At 73.8% G+C, this 21,336-nt stretch carries 21 protein-coding genes; 12 read left to right on the forward strand and 9 right to left on the reverse strand.

Annotation, left to right across the window (positions count from 1 at the left end; all coding sequences use genetic code 11):
* The first annotated feature begins 59 nt into the window (after positions 1-59).
* The 4 genes from ACIQE0_RS23990 (at position 60) to ACIQE0_RS24005 (ending at position 3,486) form a co-directional block, all read left to right on the forward strand.
* Entirely contained in the window at positions 60-743 is a 684-nt protein-coding gene (locus ACIQE0_RS23990; RefSeq protein ID WP_366337791.1) for a glycerophosphodiester phosphodiesterase family protein, read from the forward strand.
* Between the two features lie 168 nt (positions 744-911).
* A complete protein-coding gene (locus ACIQE0_RS23995; protein ID WP_402335633.1) occupies positions 912-1,787 on the forward strand; it encodes an ABC transporter substrate-binding protein in 876 nt (291 codons plus the stop codon).
* Between the two features lie 17 nt (positions 1,788-1,804).
* Positions 1,805-2,701: an amino acid ABC transporter permease gene (locus tag ACIQE0_RS24000; RefSeq protein ID WP_402335769.1), complete on the forward strand. Its 897-nt coding sequence runs from the start codon at positions 1,805-1,807 to the stop codon at positions 2,699-2,701.
* Positions 2,698-3,486 (forward strand): amino acid ABC transporter ATP-binding protein, encoded by a 789-nt coding sequence (locus tag ACIQE0_RS24005; protein WP_366337794.1) that lies wholly within the window; start codon positions 2,698-2,700, stop codon positions 3,484-3,486. Before ACIQE0_RS24000 ends, ACIQE0_RS24005 begins: the two co-directional genes overlap by 4 nt.
* A gap of 25 nt (positions 3,487-3,511) precedes the next feature.
* Here ACIQE0_RS24005 and ACIQE0_RS24010 read toward each other — a convergent pair whose 3' ends face one another.
* Complete coding sequence (locus ACIQE0_RS24010) at positions 3,512-4,045, reverse strand: GNAT family N-acetyltransferase (protein WP_366337796.1); 534 nt, start codon at positions 4,043-4,045, stop codon at positions 3,512-3,514.
* A gap of 150 nt (positions 4,046-4,195) precedes the next feature.
* Between ACIQE0_RS24010 and ACIQE0_RS24015 the strand changes: the two genes are divergently transcribed.
* Together ACIQE0_RS24015 and ACIQE0_RS24020 are read left to right on the forward strand one after the other, a co-directional pair.
* Positions 4,196-4,582 carry a VOC family protein gene (locus ACIQE0_RS24015; protein WP_366337798.1) on the forward strand — a complete coding sequence of 129 codons (387 nt, stop codon included), beginning with the start codon at positions 4,196-4,198 and terminating at the stop codon, positions 4,580-4,582.
* 92 nt (positions 4,583-4,674) lie between these two features.
* Positions 4,675-5,298, forward strand: a complete 624-nt coding sequence (locus ACIQE0_RS24020; RefSeq protein WP_366337800.1) for a helix-turn-helix domain-containing protein — start codon at positions 4,675-4,677, stop codon at positions 5,296-5,298.
* A gap of 147 nt (positions 5,299-5,445) precedes the next feature.
* Here ACIQE0_RS24020 and ACIQE0_RS24025 read toward each other — a convergent pair whose 3' ends face one another.
* Positions 5,446-8,658, reverse strand: a complete 3,213-nt coding sequence (locus tag ACIQE0_RS24025; protein ID WP_402335638.1) for a cytochrome P450 — start codon at positions 8,656-8,658, stop codon at positions 5,446-5,448.
* Positions 8,659-8,962: 304 nt separating this feature from the next.
* Between ACIQE0_RS24025 and ACIQE0_RS24030 the strand changes: the two genes are divergently transcribed.
* From ACIQE0_RS24030 to ACIQE0_RS24055, 6 genes are all read left to right on the forward strand, one after another.
* Entirely contained in the window at positions 8,963-10,510 is a 1,548-nt protein-coding gene (locus ACIQE0_RS24030) for an FAD-dependent monooxygenase (protein WP_402335641.1), read from the forward strand.
* A 175-nt stretch (positions 10,511-10,685) separates the two neighbouring features.
* Complete coding sequence (locus ACIQE0_RS24035; RefSeq protein ID WP_402335644.1) at positions 10,686-11,297, forward strand: DUF5134 domain-containing protein; 612 nt, start codon at positions 10,686-10,688, stop codon at positions 11,295-11,297.
* Between the two features lie 122 nt (positions 11,298-11,419).
* A complete protein-coding gene (locus ACIQE0_RS24040; protein ID WP_366337808.1) occupies positions 11,420-12,358 on the forward strand; it encodes a M56 family metallopeptidase in 939 nt (312 codons plus the stop codon).
* A 32-nt stretch (positions 12,359-12,390) separates the two neighbouring features.
* On the forward strand, positions 12,391-13,176 hold the full coding sequence (locus ACIQE0_RS24045; RefSeq protein WP_402335647.1) for an HAD family hydrolase: 786 nt from the start codon (positions 12,391-12,393) through the stop codon (positions 13,174-13,176).
* Positions 13,177-13,321: 145 nt separating this feature from the next.
* Positions 13,322-14,104 carry an SDR family NAD(P)-dependent oxidoreductase gene (locus ACIQE0_RS24050; protein WP_402335650.1) on the forward strand — a complete coding sequence of 261 codons (783 nt, stop codon included), beginning with the start codon at positions 13,322-13,324 and terminating at the stop codon, positions 14,102-14,104.
* A 206-nt stretch (positions 14,105-14,310) separates the two neighbouring features.
* A complete protein-coding gene (locus ACIQE0_RS24055) occupies positions 14,311-14,751 on the forward strand; it encodes a nuclear transport factor 2 family protein (protein WP_402335652.1) in 441 nt (146 codons plus the stop codon).
* 79 nt (positions 14,752-14,830) lie between these two features.
* Here the strand turns inward: ACIQE0_RS24055 and ACIQE0_RS24060 are convergent, their stop codons facing one another.
* The 7 genes from ACIQE0_RS24060 to ACIQE0_RS24090 form a co-directional block, all read right to left on the reverse strand.
* A complete protein-coding gene (locus ACIQE0_RS24060; RefSeq protein WP_366337815.1) occupies positions 14,831-15,136 on the reverse strand; it encodes a hypothetical protein in 306 nt (101 codons plus the stop codon).
* A 158-nt stretch (positions 15,137-15,294) separates the two neighbouring features.
* A complete protein-coding gene (locus ACIQE0_RS24065; protein WP_402335656.1) occupies positions 15,295-16,917 on the reverse strand; it encodes an ABC transporter permease in 1,623 nt (540 codons plus the stop codon).
* A 4-nt stretch (positions 16,918-16,921) separates the two neighbouring features.
* Complete coding sequence (locus ACIQE0_RS24070) at positions 16,922-17,842, reverse strand: ABC transporter ATP-binding protein (protein WP_402335659.1); 921 nt, start codon at positions 17,840-17,842, stop codon at positions 16,922-16,924.
* Positions 17,843-17,844: 2 nt separating this feature from the next.
* On the reverse strand, positions 17,845-18,240 hold the full coding sequence (locus tag ACIQE0_RS24075) for a hypothetical protein (protein ID WP_402335662.1): 396 nt from the start codon (positions 18,238-18,240) through the stop codon (positions 17,845-17,847).
* Positions 18,241-18,327: 87 nt separating this feature from the next.
* Positions 18,328-19,533, reverse strand: a complete 1,206-nt coding sequence (locus tag ACIQE0_RS24080; RefSeq protein ID WP_402335665.1) for a sensor histidine kinase — start codon at positions 19,531-19,533, stop codon at positions 18,328-18,330.
* Between the two features lie 50 nt (positions 19,534-19,583).
* Positions 19,584-20,255 (reverse strand): response regulator transcription factor, encoded by a 672-nt coding sequence (locus ACIQE0_RS24085; RefSeq protein WP_366337824.1) that lies wholly within the window; start codon positions 20,253-20,255, stop codon positions 19,584-19,586.
* A 115-nt stretch (positions 20,256-20,370) separates the two neighbouring features.
* Positions 20,371-21,306: an RNA polymerase sigma-70 factor gene (locus ACIQE0_RS24090; RefSeq protein WP_402335669.1), complete on the reverse strand. Its 936-nt coding sequence runs from the start codon at positions 21,304-21,306 to the stop codon at positions 20,371-20,373.
* Positions 21,307-21,336 lie beyond the last annotated feature (30 nt).

Consider the following 21,336-nt stretch of genomic DNA (forward strand, 5'->3'; position numbering starts at 1 on the left):
CCGGTGGCCGACATGTGCGCGGAGCCGACAGCAACCGAGCCGACAGAAGCGAGGCAGCCTTGTCCTTTCTCACCATCGGGCACCGCGGAATGATGGGTGTGGAGCCGGAGAACACCCTGCGCTCCTTCACCCGGGCCGAACGCGAGGGCGTCGACGCCATCGAACTGGACCTGCACCTGAGCAAGGACGGCGCGCTGGTGGTGATGCACGACCCGGACGTCGACCGGACCACCGACGGCAGCGGCCCGATCACCGAGCACACCCTCGCCGAACTGCGCGAGCTGGACGCCGGGCAGGGTGCCCGGATCCCGGTGTTCGAGGAGGTCGTGGACGCGGTGCGGCTGCCGCTCCAGGCGGAGATCAAGGACGTCGCGGCGGCACGGGCGCTGGCCGAGGTGGTGCGCTCGCGCGATCTGGCCGACCGGGTGGAGGTGATCTCGTTCCACGACGAGGCGCTGGCCGCGGTGCGCACCCTGCTGCCCGGGGTGCGCACCGGGCTGGTCGGCCAGTACTACGGCGCCGAGATCGTCGACCGCGCCGGGGCGGTGGGCGCGCAGCTGGTGTCGCTGGACATCCGGCGGCTCACCCTCGAACTGGTCGAGCGGGCACACACCGCGGGGCTGCGGGTGCTGGGCTGGACGGTGAACACCCATGACCAGCTGCGGCTGGCACGCGGCCTGGGGCTGGACGGGGTGGTGACCGACCTGCCGGAGATCCGGCGCGCGGTGCGCTTCACGGCGTAGCCGGCAGCCGTCGCGGGCGGGAGCCTCCCGCGAGGGCGCCCGAACCCGGCGCGCGGGACGGCGGGTTGGGGACATCCGCAGTTCACAGTGGTGCAATCTGCGTCCGACAGATGAACGTTCGGCCCGTTGATCTCGACAGACCGGCCGGTGCGCTGCCACGCTCCCGGCATGTACCCCTCCCGACGCCCCGTGCGTCTCACCGTCTGCGCCGCCGCCGTGCTGCTCACCACGGCGGTCGGCTGCGCTCCGCAGGAGGCCGCCCCCGGCGGCTCGCAGGCCGCCGGGACACGGAGTTGCACGCCCGGCAAACTGGCCACCGTGACGCCGGGGACGCTGACCGTCGGCACCGACAAGCCCGCCTACGCACCCTGGTTCCGCGACGACGACCCGGCCAACGGCAAGGGTTATGAGTCGGCGGTCGCCTACGCCGTGGCGAAGGAACTGGGCTACGGCAAGGACGCGGTGCGCTGGCGGACCGTACCGTTCAACAGCGCCTTCGCGCCCGGCGCGAAGACCTTCGACGTCGACCTCAACCAGGTGTCGATCAGCCCGCAGCGCAAGCGGGCGGTGGCGTTCTCCTCCGGTTACTACGACGTGCGGCAGGCGGTGGTCGCGCTCAAGGGCTCCAAGGCGGCGGGCGCCAGGAGCGCCGCCGACCTCAAGGACGTCAGGCTCGGCGCCCAGGTCGGCTCCACCAGCCTCGACCTCATCAACGACACCATCCGCCCCAGCCGGCCCGCCGCGGTCTTCCAGAAGAACGACCTGGCCAAGTCCGCCTTGAAGAACGGCCAGGTGGACGCGCTCCTGGTCGACCTGCCGACCGCCTTCTTCCTCACCTCGGCGGAGCTGAAGAACGCCGTGGTCGTCGGCCAGTTCGCCCAACAGGGCCCGGCCAAGGAGCAGTTCGGGATGGTGCTGGACAAGGAGAGCCGGATCACCGGCTGCGTCACGGCGGCGGTGGACGCGCTGCGCCGCAAGGGCACCCTGGCCGCGCTGGAGAAGCGGTGGCTGGCCGACGCGGTAGACGTCCCGGTGCTCAAGTGACGTACGAGACACCGAAGATGACGAAGGCGGGGCAGCCGGCGCCGGGAGCCGGGGCCGCCGCCGAGGACGGCTATGTGCCCTCGCCACGGCGGATCGAGCGCGAGCGGTACCGGCGCTCCAGAGCGCGGCGGGCGGTCGCCGTCGCCGCGCTGAGCACGCTGGTCACCGGTGCGCTGCTGGCCGCCGTGATCACCAACTCGCCCGGCTGGCCGCGCACCCGCGAGACGTTCTTCAGCGCCGCGTACGCGCGGATCGCGCTGCCGAAGGTGCTGGAGGGGCTGCTGCTGAACCTGCGGCTGCTGGTGATCTGCGGGGCCGCGGTGCTGGTGCTCGGACTGCTGCTGGCGGTGGCGCGGACGCTGCGCGGGCCGGTGTTCTTCCCGCTGCGGGCGCTGGCCACCGCCTACACCGACTTCTTCCGCGGGATGCCGCTGATCATCTGCCTGTTGATGGTGGTGTTCGGGGTGCCGGCGCTGCGGTTGCAGGGCGTCACCACGGACCCGGTGGTCCTCGGCGGGGCGGCACTGGTGCTGACGTACGCGGCGTACGTGGCGGAGGTCTTCCGGGCCGGTATCGAGTCGGTGCACCCCTCGCAGCGGGCCGCGGCCCGCTCGCTGGGACTCACCAGCGGCCAGGCCCTGCGCTTCGTGGTGCTGCCGCAGGCGGTGCGGCGGGTGGTGCCGCCGCTGCTGAACGACCTGGTGTCGCTGCAGAAGGACACCGGACTGGTGTCCATCGCGGGCGCGGTGGACGCGGTCTACGCGGCCCAGATCATCGCCGGCAAGGACTTCAACTACACGCCGTACGTGGTGGCCGGGCTGGTCTTCGTGGCGCTGACGATCCCGATGACCCGCCTCACGGACTGGGTCACCGCCCGGATGGACCGCCGGCGCGCCCAGGGAGGGACGGTATGAGCACACAGGGCAAGGCCACGACCGACGGGGCCGACGGGCCGGTGCTGCGGATGGAGGCGGTGCGCAAGACCTACGGGCGCGGGCGGAGCGTCGTCCTGCGGGACGTGGACCTGGAGGTCGCCCCGCACAGCGTGACGGTGCTGATCGGGGCGTCCGGCTCCGGCAAGTCCACCCTGCTGCGCTGCGCCAACCTCCTGGAGGAGATCGACGACGGGGCAATCTTCCTGGACGGCGAGGAGATCACCGATCCGCGGACCGACCCGGACGCGGTGCGCCGCCGGATCGGCGTGGTCTTCCAGGCCTACAACCTCTTCCCGCACATGAGCGTGCTGGACAACATCACGCTGGCGCCGCGCCGGGTCCACGGGGTGCCGCGCGCCGAGGCCGAGGAGCACGCCCGCGCGCTGCTGGCGCGGCTCGGGCTCGACGGCCGGGCCGGGGAGTACCCGGACCGGCTCAGCGGCGGCCAGCAGCAACGGGTGGCGATCGCCCGGGCGCTGGCCGGGCGGCCGCGCCTGCTGCTGCTCGACGAGATCACCGCGGCGCTCGACCCGGAGCTGGTCGGCGAGGTGCTGCGGGTCGTCCGGGACCTCAAGGAGGACGGGATGACCATGGTCATCGCCACCCACGAGATGGGCTTCGCCCGGGAGGTCGCCGACCAGGTGTGCTTCCTGGAGAACGGCGTGGTCCTGGAACGCGGGGCTCCCGGGCAGGTCTTCGGCGATCCCCGGCACGCCCGGACCCGGCAGTTCCTCCAGCGGATCATCGAGGCCGGGCGGCTGTGAGAGCCCGCCGCGGCCGGCCCGGCGGTCAGCCCAGCGTCTTGACCAGCAACTCGAATTCCAGGTCGGCGCGCTGCGGGATGCCGAACCGCTCGTCGCCGTAGGGGAACGGGGTGAACTCGCCGGTGCGGCGGTAGCCCCGCCGCTCGTACCAGGCGATCAGCTCCTCGCGCTGCCGGATCACCGTCATCCGCATCTCCCCGGTGCCCCAGGTGGCCGTGGCGACCCGCTCGGCCTCGGCGAGGACCGTCCGGCCCAGGCCGCCGCCCTGGAGTCCGGGCCGGACCGCGAACATCCCGAAGTAGGTGTGGTCCCCGCGGTGTTCCAGCTGGCAGCAGGCGATCAACGCACCGTCCCGCTCGGCGACCAGCAGCCGGCCGCTGCCGTGGCGCACCGCCGCGCCGACGCCCTCGGGGTCGGTCCGCTGGCCGTCCAGCAGGTCCGCCTCGGTCGTCCACCCGGCCCGGCTGGCGTCCCCGCGGTAGGCCGACTCCACCAGCTCGACGAGCCCGGGGATGTCGGCCTCGGTGGCGGTGCGGAAGGTCAGCGAGGTGCTGGGCATGGTGGGCGGGGTCCTCTCGGGCACGTACAGGGTGACTGACAGCGAGGCTAACAAGAGGCGGGGCGCCGGCGGCAGGGACGGGAGCCGCCGCTCCGGCCCGAGCGCCGTGTCAGGGCCGCCGGCGCCGCGGCGCGGCGTAGGGTCCGTGCCATGGTGCAGGTACTGAGCAGCCGGGTGCTGTTGCGGCCGGCCGATCCGGAGCGGTCGCGGACGTTCTACGGCGAGACGCTGGGCCTGGCGGTCTACCGGGAGTTCGGCACGGGGCCGGAGCGCGGCACGGTGTACTTCCTCGGCGGCGGCTTCCTGGAGGTCTCCGGGCGCACCGCGGACGCGCCGACGCCGACGCTCCAGTTGTGGCTCCAAGTCGCCGACGCGGCACGGGCGCACGAGGAACTGGTCGCGCGCGGGGCGCAGGTGCTGCGGCCGCCGGTGCGCGAGCCGTGGGGGCTGATCGAGATGTGGATCGCCGACCCGGACGGGCACCAGGTCGTCATCGTGGAGATCCCGGCGGACCATCCGCTCCGCTACCGCCCCTGACGACAACGCCGGCGCGACGTGTCCGTCGGCTCCGCGGAGCATCGACCTGCGCCACCGACTTGTTCAATCGACTAGGTCGCTATCCTGATGCCATGGCTCACGTATCCGCGGCCGAGCGCCGCCCCCAGCTGATCAAGGCGGCCATCGCGCTCATGACCAGGGAGGGCGTCGCCGCGGGCAGTACGCGCGCCATCGCCGCCGAACTCGGCGTCGCACAGGCCACGGTCCACTACACCTTCGGTACGAAGGCGGACCTGTACCGGGCGGTCATCGAGGAGCTCACCGACGAGCTGATCGCGCGGGTCGAACGAGCGGCGCCGCAGGATGCCGGTTTCGAGGAGACGATCATCGCGCTGGCCGGCGTCTCATGGCAGACCGTCCGGGAGGACGTGACGCGCTCCCGCCTGCTCACCGAGTTGAGCATGCTCGCCCTGCGCACCCCCGGTCTGAGCGAGGCCCACGCGGACTACTACCGCGGGCTGAGCGAGGTGACCGCGAGGCTGGTGGCCGAGGCGGCGGCGCGGACCGGATACGAGCTCGCCCAGCCGGCGGAGACGATCGCCCGGTTCTACCTCGCCGGCTTCGACGGGTTGACCTTGCAGTACCTCTACGCGCCGGACGAGTCCTCGGACAACGTCGGCCTGCGGGCCCTGGTCTCCGCGACCATCGCCCTGGCCGGAGGGAGTCTGGACCTGGTGGAGGTGCCGACGGGCTGACCGGCCGGCGGGGGCCCGGGCTGCGTCCTGCGGCCCTCCCCCAGCCGATGCCGCGGCGAACGCCCCCAGGGGGAGGGGGCGTTCGCCGATACGACGGCCACGGGCGCGCGGCGCGCCCGTGGCGTGAACGGAGTCGGGTGGCCGTGGTCAGCCGGCCCAGACGTCCTCGACGTAGATGCCGGACTCGACGAGTGCGGCGAGCCAGGCGGCGGCCTCCTCGTGGGACGCGCCGGTGTGCTTGCGGTAGATCGCCTGCAGCGCCTCCCGCACCGCGGGGGCCATGCGGCGGCCGTCGCCGCAGACGTGGATCCGTCCGCCGGCCTCCAGCGCGGCCCAGACCTCTTCGCTCTCGCGCGTGAGGCGGTCCTGGACGAAGCGGGCGCCGCCCTCGGGAAGGTGCATGAAGGTGGGGCGCATGCTGACGGCGCCGGCCGCTTCGGCGGCTTCGAACTCCTCCCGGTGGAGGTAGTCGACGTCGGGGTGGTCGCAGCCGAAGTAGCACAGCAGCGTGCCGGTCGTCCCGGTGTGCAGCCGGTCCAGGACCGCGCCGCGGAAGGGCGCCAGTCCGGTGCCCGCGCTGATCAGGATCACCGGCACGGACGGGTCCTGGGGAAGGCGGAAGGCGTCGCTGCACGGCAGTACCCGGGCCCAGAGGACGTCGCCGGCCGTCACGGTCTGGAGGTGGTGGGAGGCGATGCCGTGGAAGGTGCCCTGGCCGCTTCGATGGGGCGCGGCCAGCAGCGACACCATCAGGTCCACCTCGCAGGGCGAGGCCGCGGCGGAGGAGGAGATCGAGTAGTGGCGCGGGCGCAGGACCGGCAGCAGCTCCAGGAAGCGCGCGAAGGGCAGTTCGCAGGCGCGGTAGCGCTCCAGTAGGTCCAGGACGCTGGTTCCGGGCGCCGTCACCTGCTCGTGGAAGGTCGCGGGGGACGCAGCGGCGAGTTCGGCCAGGGGGCGCTTCTCCGGCGGGCAACCGGTGTGCTCGGCGAGCACGGCGACCTGTTCGGGGGTGGCGGGGTCCTGCAACTCCACGAAGTCGGTCAGCAGGCGGCGCAGGCTCAACGGCCGGTCGACAGGCAGGGTGTTGCGGCTGCGGCGGTGCGTGTGGAGCCGGACGGTGCGGCCCAGGTCGAGGGCGAACCGGTCGGCGACCCGCTGCACGAGGGTGTCGGGGTTGCTCGGCAGCACGGCCAGGTGGTCACCGGTACGGTAGGTGACACCCTCGGGCAGCCGCAGCCTCACCAAGCGCTTGGAGCGCCCGAGTTCATGGCCCAGGTCGACGAGCTCGTGCGCGTCGAGCACCTCCATCGGCTGCACACCGTGCCGGGCCGCCAGTCCGCCGATGACCGACTCGGCGGTGTCCTGGAGCGTGTAGAGAGCCTGCTCCTCCACCGGCCCGGCGGCCGCCGCGGCCTGCGCCACCGGGTCGCCGTACCGCTCCAGCAGGGCGGTCCACAGGTCGCCCGTCCACCGGTCCACCGCGCCCGCGAAGTCACCGGAGGCATCGGCGGCACCGCGCTCCAGCAGTGCGGTGCCGCCGGCCGCCGCCAGGCGCTCGTCGATGAGGGTGGGGATGTGCTGGTAGGTGGCCGCCCAGTTGCGGTCGCCGACGCCGAGCACGGCGTACCGGAGGCCGTCGAGCGCGCCGGGCTCCAGCCCCTCCAGCCAGGCGACGAACGCGGCGGCGTCGCCGGTGGGCCGGCCGTTGTAGGAGGCGGCCACGATCACCACCGGGCCCTGCGCGGCGGCCAGTTGGCCGACCTGGTCGTCGAGCGGGGCCACGGTCGCGGTGAATCCGTGCTCGTCGCCGTCGGCCGCCAGATCGCGGGCGAGGCCCGCGCAGGTGCCCAGGTTGGAGCCGTGCAGCAGGGTGAGGGCGGTGCCCGTGGCCCGGCGGGCCGCGGGACCGTCCTGGCCGGCGGGGGCGCTGCTCGCGGCGGCCACCGGCAGACGGCGCTCACCGCTGGTGCGCCGGGCCAGCTTCAGGGTGAACCCGTCGGGCTTGAAGGTGAGGGCCTGCTTGACCTTCAGCCGGTAGTCGGTGTGGTCGATCAGCCGGTAGCGGTGCACCAGCAGACCGAGCAGCAAGGTGGCCTCGTGCAGGGCGAACTGCCGCCCGATGCAGGCGCGTTCACCGCTGCCGAACGGCTTGAACAGGTGGACCGAACGCTTCTCCTCCTGCTCGGGCGTGAAGCGCGCGGGGTCGAACAGCTCGACGTTGTCCCCCCAGGCGGGGTCGCGGTGCAGGGCCGGGGTGTAGACCGTCAGCGCCTCGCCCTTGCGCACGGCGTACCTGCCGCCGACGACGGTGTCCTCAAGGGCCTCCACGGCGAAGCCGGGCGCGGTCGGCCACAGCCGCAGACTCTCGCTCAGCACCTGGCGGACATACGTGAGCTTGCCGATGTCGCCGTAGTCGGGCTCCGGAGTGTCCGTGTCTCCCCACAGGGCGTCCACCTCGGCCTGCGCCCGCGCGAGCACCTCGGGGTGCTTGGTCAGGAAGTACAGGGCGAAGGACAGCGCCCCGCTGGTGGTCTCGTGCCCGGCGATCAGGAAAGTGATCACCTGGTTGCGGATGTTCACGTCGTCCAGGACCGCACCGGTCACCGGGTCCGGGGTGTGCAGCATCCGCCCCAGCAGATCGTCCGTGCGCGTGTCGCCCGACCTCCTGCGCTCTCGGATGACCTCGTCGACCAGGTCGGTCATCAGCGCGGAGTCCTCGCGGAACTGCTCGGCCTGCTTCCGCTTGAACAGCTCACTGCCGGGGACGGACTCGGCCTTGTCCTGGACGAACGCCAGCGCCCGGCCCATCGCCCCGACGAACGGATGCAGCTCCGCGCGACGGAACGACTGGAAGTCGTAGCCGAAACCGCACAGCCCGATCGTGTCGAACGTCAGCCGGGTCATGTCCTCGGGCACGTCCACCGCCCGCGCCCCAACAGCCCCGTCCCACTTGGCGATCAGGGAGCGAGCGACACCGAGCATGGTGCCGTGGTAGTCGCGCATCGCGCCGAGGGAGAAGGCCGGCATCAGGATGTCGTGGGCCTTGCGCCAGTTCGGCTCGTGGTGGAAGGCGGTGAACAGGCCGTCCCCGGCGAACTGGCGGATCTCGACCAGTTCCGGGGGCACGTTCTTGCGGAACCGGGACTCGTCCGACAGCTCCGCCACCAGGTCCAGGCCGCTGACGATGACGCTCTCGGTCCCGAAGATGCGGAGTCGGAAGACCGGCCCCATCTCCTTGACCTCCTTCATCAGGACGGTGTGGCCGTCGGCGCCCTTGAGCATGTCGAGGGCGTGGCCGATCAGGGGCAGCCCGGGGCGCTCGGGGATCGCCTGGGCCGCACCGACGGACGCAAGAGTCATGAGCCTGCCTTTCGCTTCGCACCAGCAGTCGCTTGACGACGACGATACAGGCGACCTTGTCACTCGACAATGTCGATCGATTGTATTGAGCGACACGGTCCTCCGACTCAACCAAAGGGGGGCCCGCGACGTCGCACCCGAGCCGGCCGCCGCCGCTGATACCGGTGGATGCGACGGACCGGCCCCGCCGCGTGCCGGGGCCCGGGACGGCGGAGCCGTCGGGGCGGTCCGGAACCCCGCGCGGCGCCGGACCGGCCCCCGCGGAACCGGCTCCGATCCGCCGGACAGGCGCTAGCGTCGCGGCATGACCACTACCGAACACCCGCTCGGCGGGGAGCACTTCGACGTCGTCATCGCCGGCGCCGGCCCGGTCGGCCTGGCGCTGGCCGCGGAGTTACGGCTGCACGGCGTGACGACGCTCGTCCTGGAGAAGGGCCGCCCCGGGGAGGGCGAACTGCGCACCCTGAGCCTGCACTCCCGGACGCTGGAGTCCCTGGACCGGCGCGGCCTGCTGGCGGAGTTCGCCCGGGCCCAGGAGCGCCTGCCGGGACTGGCGGACTTCCGGCGGGACCTCGACGACAGCGGCGCCCGCGGCCACTTCGCCGGACTGTTCCTGCTCGGCCGGCACACCGCGGAGCCGGTCGAGCAGCCGCACAACCTGATGCTGACCCACGAGATCCTCACGGAGCTGCTCACCGGGCGGGCCGACGCGCTCGGCGCGGTGCTCCGCTACGGCCACGAGGTGACCGGCCTGGCGCAGGACGCCGACGGGGTCACCGTCCGGGTGCGGACCGCAGGCGGCGAGGCCGCGGTCCGCGGGGACTTCCTGGTCGGCTGCGACGGCGGGCGCAGCGCGGTCCGCAGGGGCGTCGGCATCGACTTCCCCGGCACCGACCCGTCGCTGGTCAGCCGGATGGGACGGGGCACGATCGAGGTCCATGACGGCGGGGAGCTGCCGGCCACCTGGCAGCGCACCGACGGGGGCTGGTTCATGCGGATGCCCGACGGGCGGATCGCCGTCACCGAATGGGACGTACCGGAGGACCTGGAGAGCCCGGCGACCGCCGCGGAACTGGCCGCGAGCATCGAGCGGGTGACCGGGACCCGGATCACCCTGACCGACGTGGACATCGCCCACCGCTTCACCGACAGCGCCCGGCAGGCGAGTCGGTACCGCGCGGGCCGGGTGCTGCTGGCCGGCGACGCGGCGCACATCCACTTCCCGGCCGGCGGGCAGGGCGCCAACCTCGGCCTCCAGGACGCCTTCAACCTGGGCTGGAAGCTGGCGGCGGAGTGCCGGGGCTGGGCACCGGCGGGGCTGCTGGACAGCTACGAGAGCGAGCGGCACCCGGTCGCCGCGCGGGTGCTGGAGAACACCCGCGCCCAGGTGGCACTGATGCGGCCCGGCCCCCAAGTCGGCGCGCTGCGGGCGCTGTTCGCCCATCTGATGGAGATGGACGAGGTCAACAAGTACCTCAGCGAGATCATCTACGCCACCGGCATCCGCTACGACCCCGGCCCGGACGGGCACCGGCTCGCGGGCACGTTCCTCCACGACCTGCCGCTGACGACGGCGAACGGGCCGACCCGACTGGTGGAACTGCTGCGCCCGGGACGGCCGTTGCTGCTGGGACTGGACGGCCCGGGCGCCGGCGATGCCCGGGCGGCCGCGGCGGGCTGGGCCGACCGCGTCGGCATCGTCCCGGCCGCCGCCGAGGGCCTCGGCGCGGCGGCGCTGCTGGTGCGGCCGGACGGCTATCTCGCCTGGGCGGGCGACGCGCCGGTGACCGAGGACGCGCTGCGGGCGGCGCTGACCGCCTGGTGCGGCCCGGAGCGGCCGACGGCGGACTGAGCCGCACTGCGACCGCCGCCCGGCCCCGATGCGGCATACCGGGCGGCGGTCGCGGCCCGGCCGGGCGGCACCCGCGCTCCCGTGTGCGCCCGTGCGCTCCCCGTGTACCGGGCCCCGGCCGGGCATCCTGCGGGTGCTCACCGTCCCCGCTCCGCCCCGGCCCGGGAGGTCCGCCATGCCCATACCGCCGCTGGTCGGCTGGTTGCTGGTGCTGCTGTGCGCGGCGACCGGCGGCTACTGCCTGTCCCGTATCCGCACCGGCCCGCCGGCCCAACGGGTGGCGGCCCGCGGCGAGGCGCTGATGGCGTGCGGCATGGCGGTGATGGCGCTGCCCGCCTCCGTGGTGACGCCGCCCGCCTGGATGCCCTGGCTGTTCACCGCGGTGTTCGGCGCGGCGGCGCTGTGGGCGCTGGTGCGGCGCCATCCGCACCACGCGGTGGACTCGCTGGCCATGGTCTACATGGCGCTCGCCATGGTCGGGATGCCGGACATGGCGGGGATGCCGGCGGACGGGCGGATGGCCACCGAGATGGCGGGGATGCCGGGCATGGCGGGTATGACGGGAGCGGCCGGCGGCGCGCACGCCGCCCCGCCCGGCATCCCGCTGCTGACCGGACTGCTGCTCGCCTACTACGCCGTCTACGTGCTCATCGCCGGCAGCCGGCTGGTGCCGACGGGCCCGGCGTCCGTCGGCGGCGCCGCCGTGCGCCCGGACACGCCCGTCGTGCTGCGGGCCTGTCAGGTCGCCATGGGGCTGGGCATGTTCGCCATGCTCCTCGCGCTGTGAAGACCCGGCGGCCGCACGGGCGTTGCCCCGCCCCGCACCTCACACCTTCCCGTGGCGTGGTGTACGTCACTTCCGCCGCAGGACCGTACCAAGTGGCAGTCGGCCGCTCATAGGCTGACGCCATGATGGTCCCCCTCACGCTGATGATCCTCGGCGTGCTGGCCGCGGCGACGGCGCCGCGCCTGATGGCCCGTTCGGACTGGCCCGACCGTGAGCCGGTGCTGGCCTTGTGGGTGTGGCAGTGCGTGGTGGCCGGTGTCCTGCTGTGCTGCCTGCTCGCCATGGCGCTGACCGCGGCCGCCGCCTGGGACGCGGTGCGCAGCCCGGTGTTCCGCTTCGCCCCGCGGGTGGTCGTCGAGGCGTACGCGCTCAACACCTACGGGCCGTGGGCCGGTGTACTGGCACTGCTGCTGGCGGGCGGCGGCGCGTGGACGGCGGTGGCGCTGACCCGCGAGGTGCGGGCGGCGCGGACCCGCCGCCGCCGGCGCCGGGCCGAACTGCGGCGCCGCTCACCGCTGCTGCCCGGCGAGGACCCGCGCGGCGGCCGCCTGGTGGTGCTGGAGGGCGACCGGCCGAGCGCCTGGTGGATGCGGCACCACCCCGCCTCCCAACTCGTCATCACCACCTCGGCGTTGCAACGCCTCAAGGGCCGTCAGCTCGACGCGTTGATCGCTCATGAGCAGGGCCACCTCCGGGCCCGGCACGACCTCCTGCTGTACTGCGCCTCGGCGCTGGCCGCCGGCTTCCCGCAGATCCCGGTCTTCGCCGCGTTCCGCGACCAGGTCCACCGGCTGGTCGAGATGGCCGCCGACGACGTCGCCTCGCGCCGCTTCGGCCGGCTGACGATAGCTCTGGCCCTGGTCGAACTCAACGAGGACCGCGGGGTGTTCGGGCCGTGCCCGCCCCAGCTCGCCCAGGTCCCCCAGCGCGTCGACAGGCTGCTGGCCCCGGCGGCCCGCTTCACCCCCGGCCGCCGCCTGGGGATGACCGCCTGCGCCATGCTGCTCCCCGTCGTCCCGCTCCTGGTGACGTTCTGGCCCGGCCTGAACGCACTGGCCTGACCCGCCGGCCGGGCAGGGGCCACCATGGACCCATGACGACCACCCATGGCGCACCTGGCAGCACGGCCGTCGGCGCGATCACCGGCGTCCTCTTCGACTTCTCCGGGACGCTGCTGCGCATCGAACCGGCCGAGAGCTGGCTCCGGGCGTCCCTCGCCACCTTCCACGCCGCCCCCGGCACGGCCCCCTGCCCGCTCACCGACGCCGAGATCGCCTCTTTCGCCGCCGCCCTGGAGCAAGCCGGCGCCCTCCCCGGCGGGCACGCACCGGCCGCGGTCCCCGACGCCCTGGCCGCCCTCTGGGAACTCCGGGACCGCGACGCCCGCCACCACCGCGCCCTCTTCACCGGCCTGGCCCGCCACGTCCCCCTCCCCCACCCCGAGGTCTACGACCCGCCGGGCGCGGCCCCCTCCCTCTACGACGTCCTCTACGCACGCCACATGACCCCGGACGCCTGGCAGCCCTACCCCGACGCCGCCGAGGTGCTGTCGGACCTGCACCGCCGCGGCATCCCCACCGGCCTCCTCAGCAACATCGGCTGGGACCTCCGCCCCGTCCTGCGCGCCCATGGCCTCGACCGCCACCTCACCGCCTGCGTCCTCTCCTTCGAGCACACCCTCCAGAAGCCGGACCCGCGCCTGTTCACGCTCGCCTGCCGGGAGTTGGGCGTGGCCCCGCCGCACGTCCTGATGGTCGGCGACGACCGCACCGCGGACGGCGGCGCCACCGCCGTCGGCTGCGCCTACTTCCCCGTCGACCCCCTTCCCGTCCACCGCCGGCCCGAAGGGCTGCGGCCGGTGCTGGAGCTGGTGGACTGACCCGCCGACCGGGCGCCCCCGCGGCGGGACGGCTGCGGGACGGCTGCGGGGTGGTGCCGGCCCGGACGCTGTGTGATCGTCGAGGGGCCCGGCGGGCCGCCGGGCCCCTCGACCGTCGCACCCGTCCGATCAGGAGGCCGTCCCCATGCCCAGCCCCGCCCCGTACCTGGACGCGCTGTTCTCGCTCACCGGCCGGCGGGCCCTGGTGACCGGGGGCAGTTCCGGGATCGGCTGGGCGATCGCCGAGGCGCTGGGCCGCGCCGGGGCCGCGGTCGTCCTGGTGGCACGCCGTGCGGAGCCGTTGCGGTCCGCGGCGGAGGAGCTGCGGGCGGCCGGCGTCACCGCGGACTGGGTCGCCGCCGATCTCGGCGACCGGGCGGCGGTGCAGGCGGGCGCGGACGAGGTGGTGCGCCGCTTCGGCGAGCCGGACATCCTGGTCAACGCCGCCGGGGTCAACCCCCGCCCGCCGATGGACGAGTTGAGCACCGAGGAGTGGGACCGCACGATGGCGGTCAACCTGGACGCCCCGTTCCTGCTGGGCCAGCGGTTCGGGCCCCGGATGGCGGAGCGCGGCTGGGGGCGGATCCTGCACATCGCCTCCCAGCAGTCGGTCCGGGCGTTCGGCAACAGCGGCGCCTACGGGGTGTCCAAGGCGGGACTGGCGGCACTGACCCGCTCCCAGGCCGAGGCGTGGTCCCGGCACGGCGTGAGCGTCAACGCCCTGGCCCCGGGCTTTGTGCGCACCCCGCTCACCGCGGCGGTCTTCACCGACCCGGACCGCACCGCGGCGATGGCCCGCCGGACGCTGGCCGGCCGCAACGGCGAACTGGCCGACTTCGCCGGCGCCGCGGTGTTCCTGACCGGCCCCGGCGCGGCGTATGTCACCGGCCAGACGGTGTTCGTGGACGGCGGCTTCTCGGTGACCTGAGAGGCCCGGGGCGCAGAGGGGAACCTCGGGCCCCCGCTCTCCTTACCCGCGAGGTAATCGCGTCCGCGGCCCGCCCCCGCCAGGATGGCTCGCAGAGCGCGCACACGGCGCGGCACCGCCTCGACCGTCTCGACGAGGCTTCGACGAGCCGCTTTCCGTGCTCCGTCGCGACACCCACCGCACCGGAACGAAGGGACGCCCCTCTCATGGCCGTTACCGCACCGTCGACCACCCGCTCCGTGGTGGAGGAGCTGCTGCGCCGGATCGGCGAGGGCGACCCCGAGCGCATCGCCGAGCTGTACGCCGAGCGCGGCGACTGGAAGCTGGACTGGCCGGAGGCCGAGCACGGCCGGACCGCCACCCCCTGGATCCGCCACCGCACCACCCGCGCCGACGCCGCGGCCCACTACCGCGAACTCGCCGAGCACCACGTGCCCGGCGCCGCCGCCACCCAGATCGAACGGCTTCTCGTGGACGGCCCGGACGCGGTCGTCCTCGGCGAGATCCGCCAGACCGCACGCGCCACTCGACGCGCCTACCGCGCCCGCTTCGCCCTCCATCTCACCGTCGAGAACGGCCTGGTCACCCGGCACCACGTCTACGAGGACAGCCTGGCCGTGGCCCGGGCCTTCGCACCGGAGAGCTGAGAGACGCCGCGTTCGCCGGACCGACGTCGCCGCGTGCCGAGGCCGCCCGCTCCGGCCGGTCGGACGGGCGCCGCCGTCCTCAGAGGGTGGGGTGGTCCGGCGGCGGTGAGGAGGCGACCACGTCGTCGACGATCTGCTCCCGGGCCGAGTTGACCATCTCGTTGATCGCGGCGGCCAGGGGGAGGATCTCACCGGGCCGGTCCCAGGTCACGAACCGGTCGGTGGACTCGTCGAGGAAGGCCATGGTCCGGCGCATGAGCCGGCGCGCCTCGGGGGTCGTGGGGAGTGCGTCGGCCTTGATCAGGTTGAGCATCGTCTCCAGTGCCTGGGCCAGTTCACGGACCACTTCGCGCATCTCGACTTCGTTGGAGCCGTGGGAGTTCATGCGTCCACGATCGCGGATCGCGGGCGGGGAATCCAGGTTGCCCCTTTCCGGCCGCGGGGTGACGGGAGCGGGCTGTGACGGGTGGGTGTGGAGGGGGAGTTGTGGTGGCGTCCGCCCTCGTCGCGCGGGGGCGGACGCCGGCCGGTCCGACGGTGCGCTCAGTCGCGGCCGAAGCGGCGCAGCGCGGTGGTCGCCAGGACGACGGCCATCAGGGCCGCGGCCGCCAGGACGGTCATCGGCGGCTGTACGGTGGCCAGTTCGCTGCTGTCGCGCAGTGCGCCCATGAAGTCGAAGAGCGGCAGCCCGTTGGCGACGGAGTACCACAGCGGTACGTAGACGGCCTGGAAGAGGCGGTGGGTGCGGCTGAGCGTGCCCAGCGCCATGGCCAGCGACGGGATGAACAGGGCGCCGCCGGTCCAGCCCGCCAGCGCGAGCCAGTCCCCGGCCGCGATCACGCGGACGAGGGGGCCGATGCCGGCCGCGGCGGTGACGGTCAGGCCCGCGGCCCACTCGGCCAGCACCCGGCGGCGGACCGCGGGGCAGGCGCCCAGCATGCCCTCGACGCCGTGTTCGTGGCGCTGGGTGCCCAGTCGGGACCAGATCAGCACGGGCCAGATCCAGGCCAATGGCAGCATGACGCGGGTGACGCCGTGCAGCGCCGGGGCGGTGAGCCCGCAGACCACCAGGAGGGCGGCGCCCAGCCACCACCACCAGCGCACGCCCTGGAGCAGGACGCGGACCTCACCGGCCCACAGCCGCAGGGAGACCGCGCCCCGTTCCGGACGGGTGCGCAGCACTCTGCCCAGGATGGGGCCGGAGGCGGGATCGGGCCCGGCCTCGTCGAGGAACACCAGTTGGACGGCTGCGGGTTGGGCGGTGCCGGCGGCCCGGGCCTGGGCCTGTTCGTCGGCGGCCCGGTGCCCGCGGCCGCGCGCGGGGTCGAAGCGGCCGAACCACAGCGCCGGCAGCAGGGCGAGGAGGGCGGCGATCAGCAGCAGCGCCACCCGGCCGAGGACATAGCCGGCGGTCGGCGTGAAACCGTGCCAGGTGAACAGGCCCAGCGGCTTGTCCAGATAGGTCAGGCCGAGGCTGAACGACCCGGTGACGTGGACGTGTTGGGCGGCCATGTCGGCGGCCATCGACCTGGCGACGCTGTTGACGCCGATGCCGTCGAGCGGCAGTCCGGGCCCCTGTCCGGCGACGGCGACCACCAGCCAGACGCCGAACCACAGGACGGTGCCGACGCCCGTGCGCAGCACCGGCAGCGACTCGAAGAGCAGGGCCAGGGCGGCGGTCAGCGCGACCAGGGGCAGCGCGATCAGGACGAACGGCTGCCACAGGGCCACCGGATCGATCTCCCGTGACTCACCGCGGGCCAGCTGCATGACCAGCGCGGTGACCGCGAGCACGCCGAGCATCGAGGCCAGCACCAGCAGGTTGCTGAGGAACTTGCCGGCCAGATAGGCGGGGGTGCGCAGCGGGGTGGCGGCGAGCAGTTGGCCGACGCGGGTGCTGCGGTCGCGTTCGATGGAGTTGCGGACGATCGAGAAGCCGCCGAGGGTGATCCACAGTCCGGCGGCCAGCGCCGTCACCATGCCGACATAGGCGCTGTTGTAGATCCCGCGGTGGTCGCCGACCTGCATGATCATCCACGGGGTGTCCGCGTCCGGCACCGCCACGTACCCCAGGGCGACGGCCGCGGCCAGCACCGCGAGGTAGGCGGGACGGCGGACCCGGTCGCGGAAGTCGGCCATCGCGAGGCCGGTGAGCGTCTTCAGCACCGCGTCACACCGCCCCTGCCCGCAGGGACCGTCCGCCGAAGCCCTGGGCGGGCCGGCCGCCGTCGGCGGACCGGATGATGCCGAGGTAGGCGTCCTCCAGATCGGGCGTCAGCTGGACGGCGCCCTCGTAGGGCTGTTCGTTCGACAGCAGCCGGATCCGGACGCCTTCGGCGGTGCGCACCAGGCGGCTGACGACGTACTGCGCCTGTACCGCCGGCACGGAGGACGGGTCGACCAGTACCTCCCACACCTGGCCGGCCATCGCGCGCAGCAGCTCCTCGGGGGTGCCGCGGCGCCGGAGCCGGCCGCCGGCGAGCACCGCGATGTCGGAGGCCACCGATTCGACGTCGGAGACGATGTGGGTGGAGAGCAGCACGACCTTGTCGGCGGCCAGTTCGCTGAGCAGGTTGCGGAACCGGACCCGCTCCTCGGGGTCGAGGCCCGCGGTGGGCTCGTCCACGATGATCACCTGGGGGTCGGCGAGCAGCACCTGGGCGATGCCGACCCGGCGCAACATGCCGCCGGAGTACGTGCCCAGCGGCCGTTTGACCGCCTCGGTGAGGTTGACCAGCTCCAGCAGTTCCTCGATACGGGCCTTGGCGGTCCGGGCCGAGACGCCCTTGGCCGCGGCCAGATAGCGGAGGAACTCGCGGGAGGTCAGGTTCGGATAGACCCCGAAGTCCTGCGGGAGGTAACCCAGCGCCCGGCGCAGCGCGTCGGGGCGGGACACCACGTCCTGCCCGTGGAACAGCACCGAGCCGCCGGTGGGCCGGGTGACGGTGGACGCGATCCGCATCAGGGAGGACTTGCCGGCACCGTTGGGCCCCAACAGCCCCGTCAGCCCCGGCTCCAGACGCAGTGTCAGATCTTCGACGGCGCGCTTGCCGCCCTTGTAGACCTTGGTGACGTCGACGAGTTCGAGCATGGTCAGCCCTTGCCGCTCAGGATCCGGTCGCCGTCCTTGGACACCGCGACGCCCTTGGGGACCTCGACCTCGAACTTGGCGTCGCAGAGGGCGATACCGCTGCAACCGGCGTCGATGTCCAGGGTGTCGCCCCGCAGAACCCACGTGAGGTGCTCGGTGCCCGCGGCGGCGTCGAACCAGCGGGTGACCTTGATGTCCTTGCGGTCGGCCGCGACGATCTTGGTGGCCACCTCGTGGGCGGTGACGTTCAGGGACTTCCCGGCGTACGCGAAGGTCTTCGACACCGGCTTGACCTTCGAGGCGTCCACCGAGCAGCCGGTGAGGCCGCACACGGCGACGACGGCCGCCGCCGCGGCGGCGAGTGGGGCGGGCCGCATCGAGCGGGCGCGTGAGAACATCGGTTCCTCCAGGATCACGGGCGGTGCACTGCCCAGAGGATCCCGATCCCCGCCCGCCGCCACATCTGCCGATCGGCAGATATCGGCTCACCGCACGGCCGCCCCCGGCAGCAGACACCGGACCCGCCACCCGGAGGCGTGCGGACCGGCCTGCAAGGTGCCGCCCAGGGCGCTGACCCGCTCGTCCAGGCCGGCCAGGCCCGTCCCGCCGCCCTGCCGGGTCCCGGCCGGTGCCGCCGGGCCCGCGTCGTCGACGACCCGGACCTCCACCGCCCGGTCGGCGGTGCGGCCGGCGAACACCTCGACCCGCCCGGCCCGCGACGCATGCCGCCGCACATTGGTCAGGGCCTCCAGCACCACCCGGTAGGCGGTGTCCTCGGCCTCCCGCGACAGCACGCCCGCCACCTCGTCCTCCAGCGACAGCGCCACCTCGGCGACGGCCATCGAGGAGAAGCGGCCGACCAGTTCGGGCAGGTCGGCCAGGCCGTGCAGCCGGGTGGGCGGCGGCTCGTCCCAGGTGCGGCTCTCCGCCTCCCGCAGCGCGGCCACCATCTGGTCCATGGAGTCCAGCGCCCGCAGCCCGGCCTGCTCGATGCGCCGGAGCAGCGCCCGGGCCTCCTCGGGGTCGGCGGCGTCGCCGAGCTGCGCCGCCTGCGCCTCCAGGACGATGCCGGTCACCTCGTGGGCGACGAAGTCGTGCAGGTCCCCGGCGACCTCCAGGCGCTGCTCGCGCCGGGCCGAGGCCACCGCGTGCCGCCGGCGGTTGTCCAACGCCCGCAGATACAGGCCGATGCCCGCCGCGACGGCGACCGGGAACAGGGCGACCAGCGCCCCGGCGACCGACTCCTTCAGCCCCGTGTCCGGTGCGTGCAGGGTGAACCGCAGCGGCAGCAGCACCGCGGCGGCACCGGTCAGCGGAGCGACGAACGCGACCCGCGGACCGGGCACATGGCGCACCACCCGCTCCAGCAGGACCAGCAGCGCGAGCGTCTCGAACGGGTACCAGAGGAGCACCAGCCCGGGCGGCCCGAAGTAGCCGGCATCGGCGACGAGGGACAGCAGCGCCGCCCCGGCCGCCGCCCGCGCCAACGAGACCCGCCCGACCGGCCACACCAGCAGCGCCACGACCAGCGTCAGCGCGGCAACGACCGCCGGCGGGGCGGCACTCGGCGGCGAGACGAGCGCCGGCAGGAGCACCAGGCCCGCCAGCCACCCGGCCCACCGGCGGCGCCGCAGCCGCTGCCTCTCCCCCGGCCGCTGCCCAAGCCCCCGAGGCATGACGTCGTCATCCATGGGGCGAGGCTACGCACACTCCGTCGGGCGGACCGGCCGAGGGGCGGGCATCAGCCGGGCAACTGCCCGGTGGCGTACCCCAGTTCCCAGGCCCGTACCGCGATCCCGACGCGGTTTCGCACCTGGAGCTTGCGCTGGATGCTGGCGACATGGGTCTTGACCGTCCCCGCCGAGATGAACAACTCGCGGGCGATATCGGCGTTGGACCGGCCCTCGGCGACCTTCCCGGCGATCTCCGCCTCCCGCTCGGTCAGCGCCCCGTCCCGCGGCCTCCGGGAGCGCCGGCCGCCCGCCGTGCCGGTGACGTGGTGCAGCAGCCGCGCCGTGATCTGCGGGCTGATCAGGCTGTCCCCGGCCATCGCCGCCCGGACCGCCTCCACCAGCAGCGCCGGCCCCGAGCGCTTCAGGACGAACCCCGAGGCACCGAAGCGCAGTGCGGGATAGACGTACTCGTCGAGGTCGAAGGTGGTCACGACGACCACCCGGGTCGGATGGGGAAAGGCCGGATCGGCCAGCCGGCGGGTCACCTCCAGACCGTCCATCCGCGGCATCCGGATGTCCACCAGCGCGACGTCCGGACCGAGCGCCCGCGCCAGCTCCACGGCCTCCACGCCGTTCGCCGCCTCCCCGACCACCTCCATGTCGGGCTGGCTCTCCACGATGCGGCGCATGCCCCGACGCACCATCTCCTGGTCGTCGGCGACGAGCAAACGAATAGTCACGAACGAGAATTGTGCCGCATGGCGGGTGGTGGGGAGCACCGTCCCCGGCGGCCTCGCCCACCTCCACAGCCTCGCCCTCACCGGACAACTCCGGCTCCCCGCAGGAGAGATGCCCTCAGCGGCGCAGGGACGTCGCCCGTTCGACGCGGGAGAGCTTCTCGGGATTGCGTACCGCGTAGAGCCCGGTGATGCGGCCGCCGTCGAGGCGGGCCGCCAGGACGGTGTCGATCCGGCCGTCGATCCGGAAGACCAGCGCCGGGTGGCCGTTGACCTGTGCTGGCTGGAGCGACGCCGCGGTGCCGAACCTGCCCAGTCCGGCGGCCAGTTCGGCGACCCGGCCGGCGCCGATGACCGGGACCTGCACGGCCTGGACGACTCCCCCGCCGTCGCCCAGGAGGACGACATCCGGCGCGAGGATGTCGAGCAGGCCCTGCACCTCGCCCGTCTCGGCCGCCCGTTGGAACGCGGCGAGCGCCTCGCGGGTCTCGTCGGCGGAGACCACCGCGCGCGGTCGGCGCGCCGCGACGTGCACCCGAGCCCGGTGCGCGATCTGGCGGACCGCGGCCGGGCTCTTGTCGACGGCTTCGGCGATCTCGTCGTAGTCCACGGCGAAGACCTCGCGCAGCACGAACACCGCCCGCTCGGTCGACGCGAGGGTCTCCAACACCAGCAGCACCGCCATCGAGACGCTGTCGGCCAGTTCGACGTCCTCGGCCACATCGGGCGTGGTGAGCAGCGGCTCGGGCAGCCAGGGGCCGACGTAGGACTCCTTGCGCCGGCGGAGCGTGCGCAGCCGGCCCAGTGCCTGGCGGGTGGCGATCCGGACCAGGTAGGCGCGCTCGTCCCGCACGGTGTCGAGGGCGACGCCCGCCCAGCGCAGCCAGGTCTCCTGGAGGACGTCCTCGGCGTCGGCGGCCGAGCCGAGCATCTCGTAGGCGACGGTGAAGAGCAGCTTGCGGTGGGCGACGAACGCCTCGGTCGCGCGGTCCGTGCGGCCGTCCCGAGCGAGCGGCTCGGCCGTGCCCCCTGTGCGCCCGCTGCCCTTGCCCATGGCTGACTCCCACCTGTTCGCCGTCGACCG

It is taken from the genome of Streptomyces sp. NPDC093097 (assembly GCF_044754325.1).
In the GTDB taxonomy this organism is placed as follows: domain Bacteria; phylum Actinomycetota; class Actinomycetes; order Streptomycetales; family Streptomycetaceae; genus Streptomyces.

Bases quoted from the DNA above. Each gene is read 5' to 3' on its own strand.
- ACIQE0_RS24020 (WP_366337800.1), top strand. From the start codon at position 4,675: ATGGCTCACGTATCCGCGGCCGAGCGCCGCCCCCAGCTGATCAAGGCG.
- ACIQE0_RS24070 (WP_402335659.1), bottom strand. From the start codon at position 17,842: ATGCTCGAACTCGTCGACGTCACCAAGGTCTACAAGGGCGGCAAGCGC.
- ACIQE0_RS24060 (WP_366337815.1), bottom strand. From the start codon at position 15,136: ATGAACTCCCACGGCTCCAACGAAGTCGAGATGCGCGAAGTGGTCCGT.
- ACIQE0_RS23995 (WP_402335633.1), top strand. From the start codon at position 912: ATGTACCCCTCCCGACGCCCCGTGCGTCTCACCGTCTGCGCCGCCGCC.
- ACIQE0_RS24035 (WP_402335644.1), top strand. From the start codon at position 10,686: ATGCCCATACCGCCGCTGGTCGGCTGGTTGCTGGTGCTGCTGTGCGCG.
- ACIQE0_RS24090 (WP_402335669.1), bottom strand. From the start codon at position 21,306: ATGGGCAAGGGCAGCGGGCGCACAGGGGGCACGGCCGAGCCGCTCGCT.
- ACIQE0_RS24010 (WP_366337796.1), bottom strand. From the start codon at position 4,045: ATGCCCAGCACCTCGCTGACCTTCCGCACCGCCACCGAGGCCGACATC.
- ACIQE0_RS24015 (WP_366337798.1), top strand. From the start codon at position 4,196: ATGGTGCAGGTACTGAGCAGCCGGGTGCTGTTGCGGCCGGCCGATCCG.
- ACIQE0_RS24055 (WP_402335652.1), top strand. From the start codon at position 14,311: ATGGCCGTTACCGCACCGTCGACCACCCGCTCCGTGGTGGAGGAGCTG.
- ACIQE0_RS24045 (WP_402335647.1), top strand. From the start codon at position 12,391: ATGACGACCACCCATGGCGCACCTGGCAGCACGGCCGTCGGCGCGATC.
- ACIQE0_RS24040 (WP_366337808.1), top strand. From the start codon at position 11,420: ATGATGGTCCCCCTCACGCTGATGATCCTCGGCGTGCTGGCCGCGGCG.
- ACIQE0_RS24005 (WP_366337794.1), top strand. From the start codon at position 2,698: ATGAGCACACAGGGCAAGGCCACGACCGACGGGGCCGACGGGCCGGTG.
- ACIQE0_RS24030 (WP_402335641.1), top strand. From the start codon at position 8,963: ATGACCACTACCGAACACCCGCTCGGCGGGGAGCACTTCGACGTCGTC.
- ACIQE0_RS24080 (WP_402335665.1), bottom strand. From the start codon at position 19,533: ATGGATGACGACGTCATGCCTCGGGGGCTTGGGCAGCGGCCGGGGGAG.
- ACIQE0_RS24000 (WP_402335769.1), top strand. From the start codon at position 1,805: ATGACGAAGGCGGGGCAGCCGGCGCCGGGAGCCGGGGCCGCCGCCGAG.
- ACIQE0_RS24050 (WP_402335650.1), top strand. From the start codon at position 13,322: ATGCCCAGCCCCGCCCCGTACCTGGACGCGCTGTTCTCGCTCACCGGC.
- ACIQE0_RS24075 (WP_402335662.1), bottom strand. From the start codon at position 18,240: ATGTTCTCACGCGCCCGCTCGATGCGGCCCGCCCCACTCGCCGCCGCG.
- ACIQE0_RS24025 (WP_402335638.1), bottom strand. From the start codon at position 8,658: ATGACTCTTGCGTCCGTCGGTGCGGCCCAGGCGATCCCCGAGCGCCCC.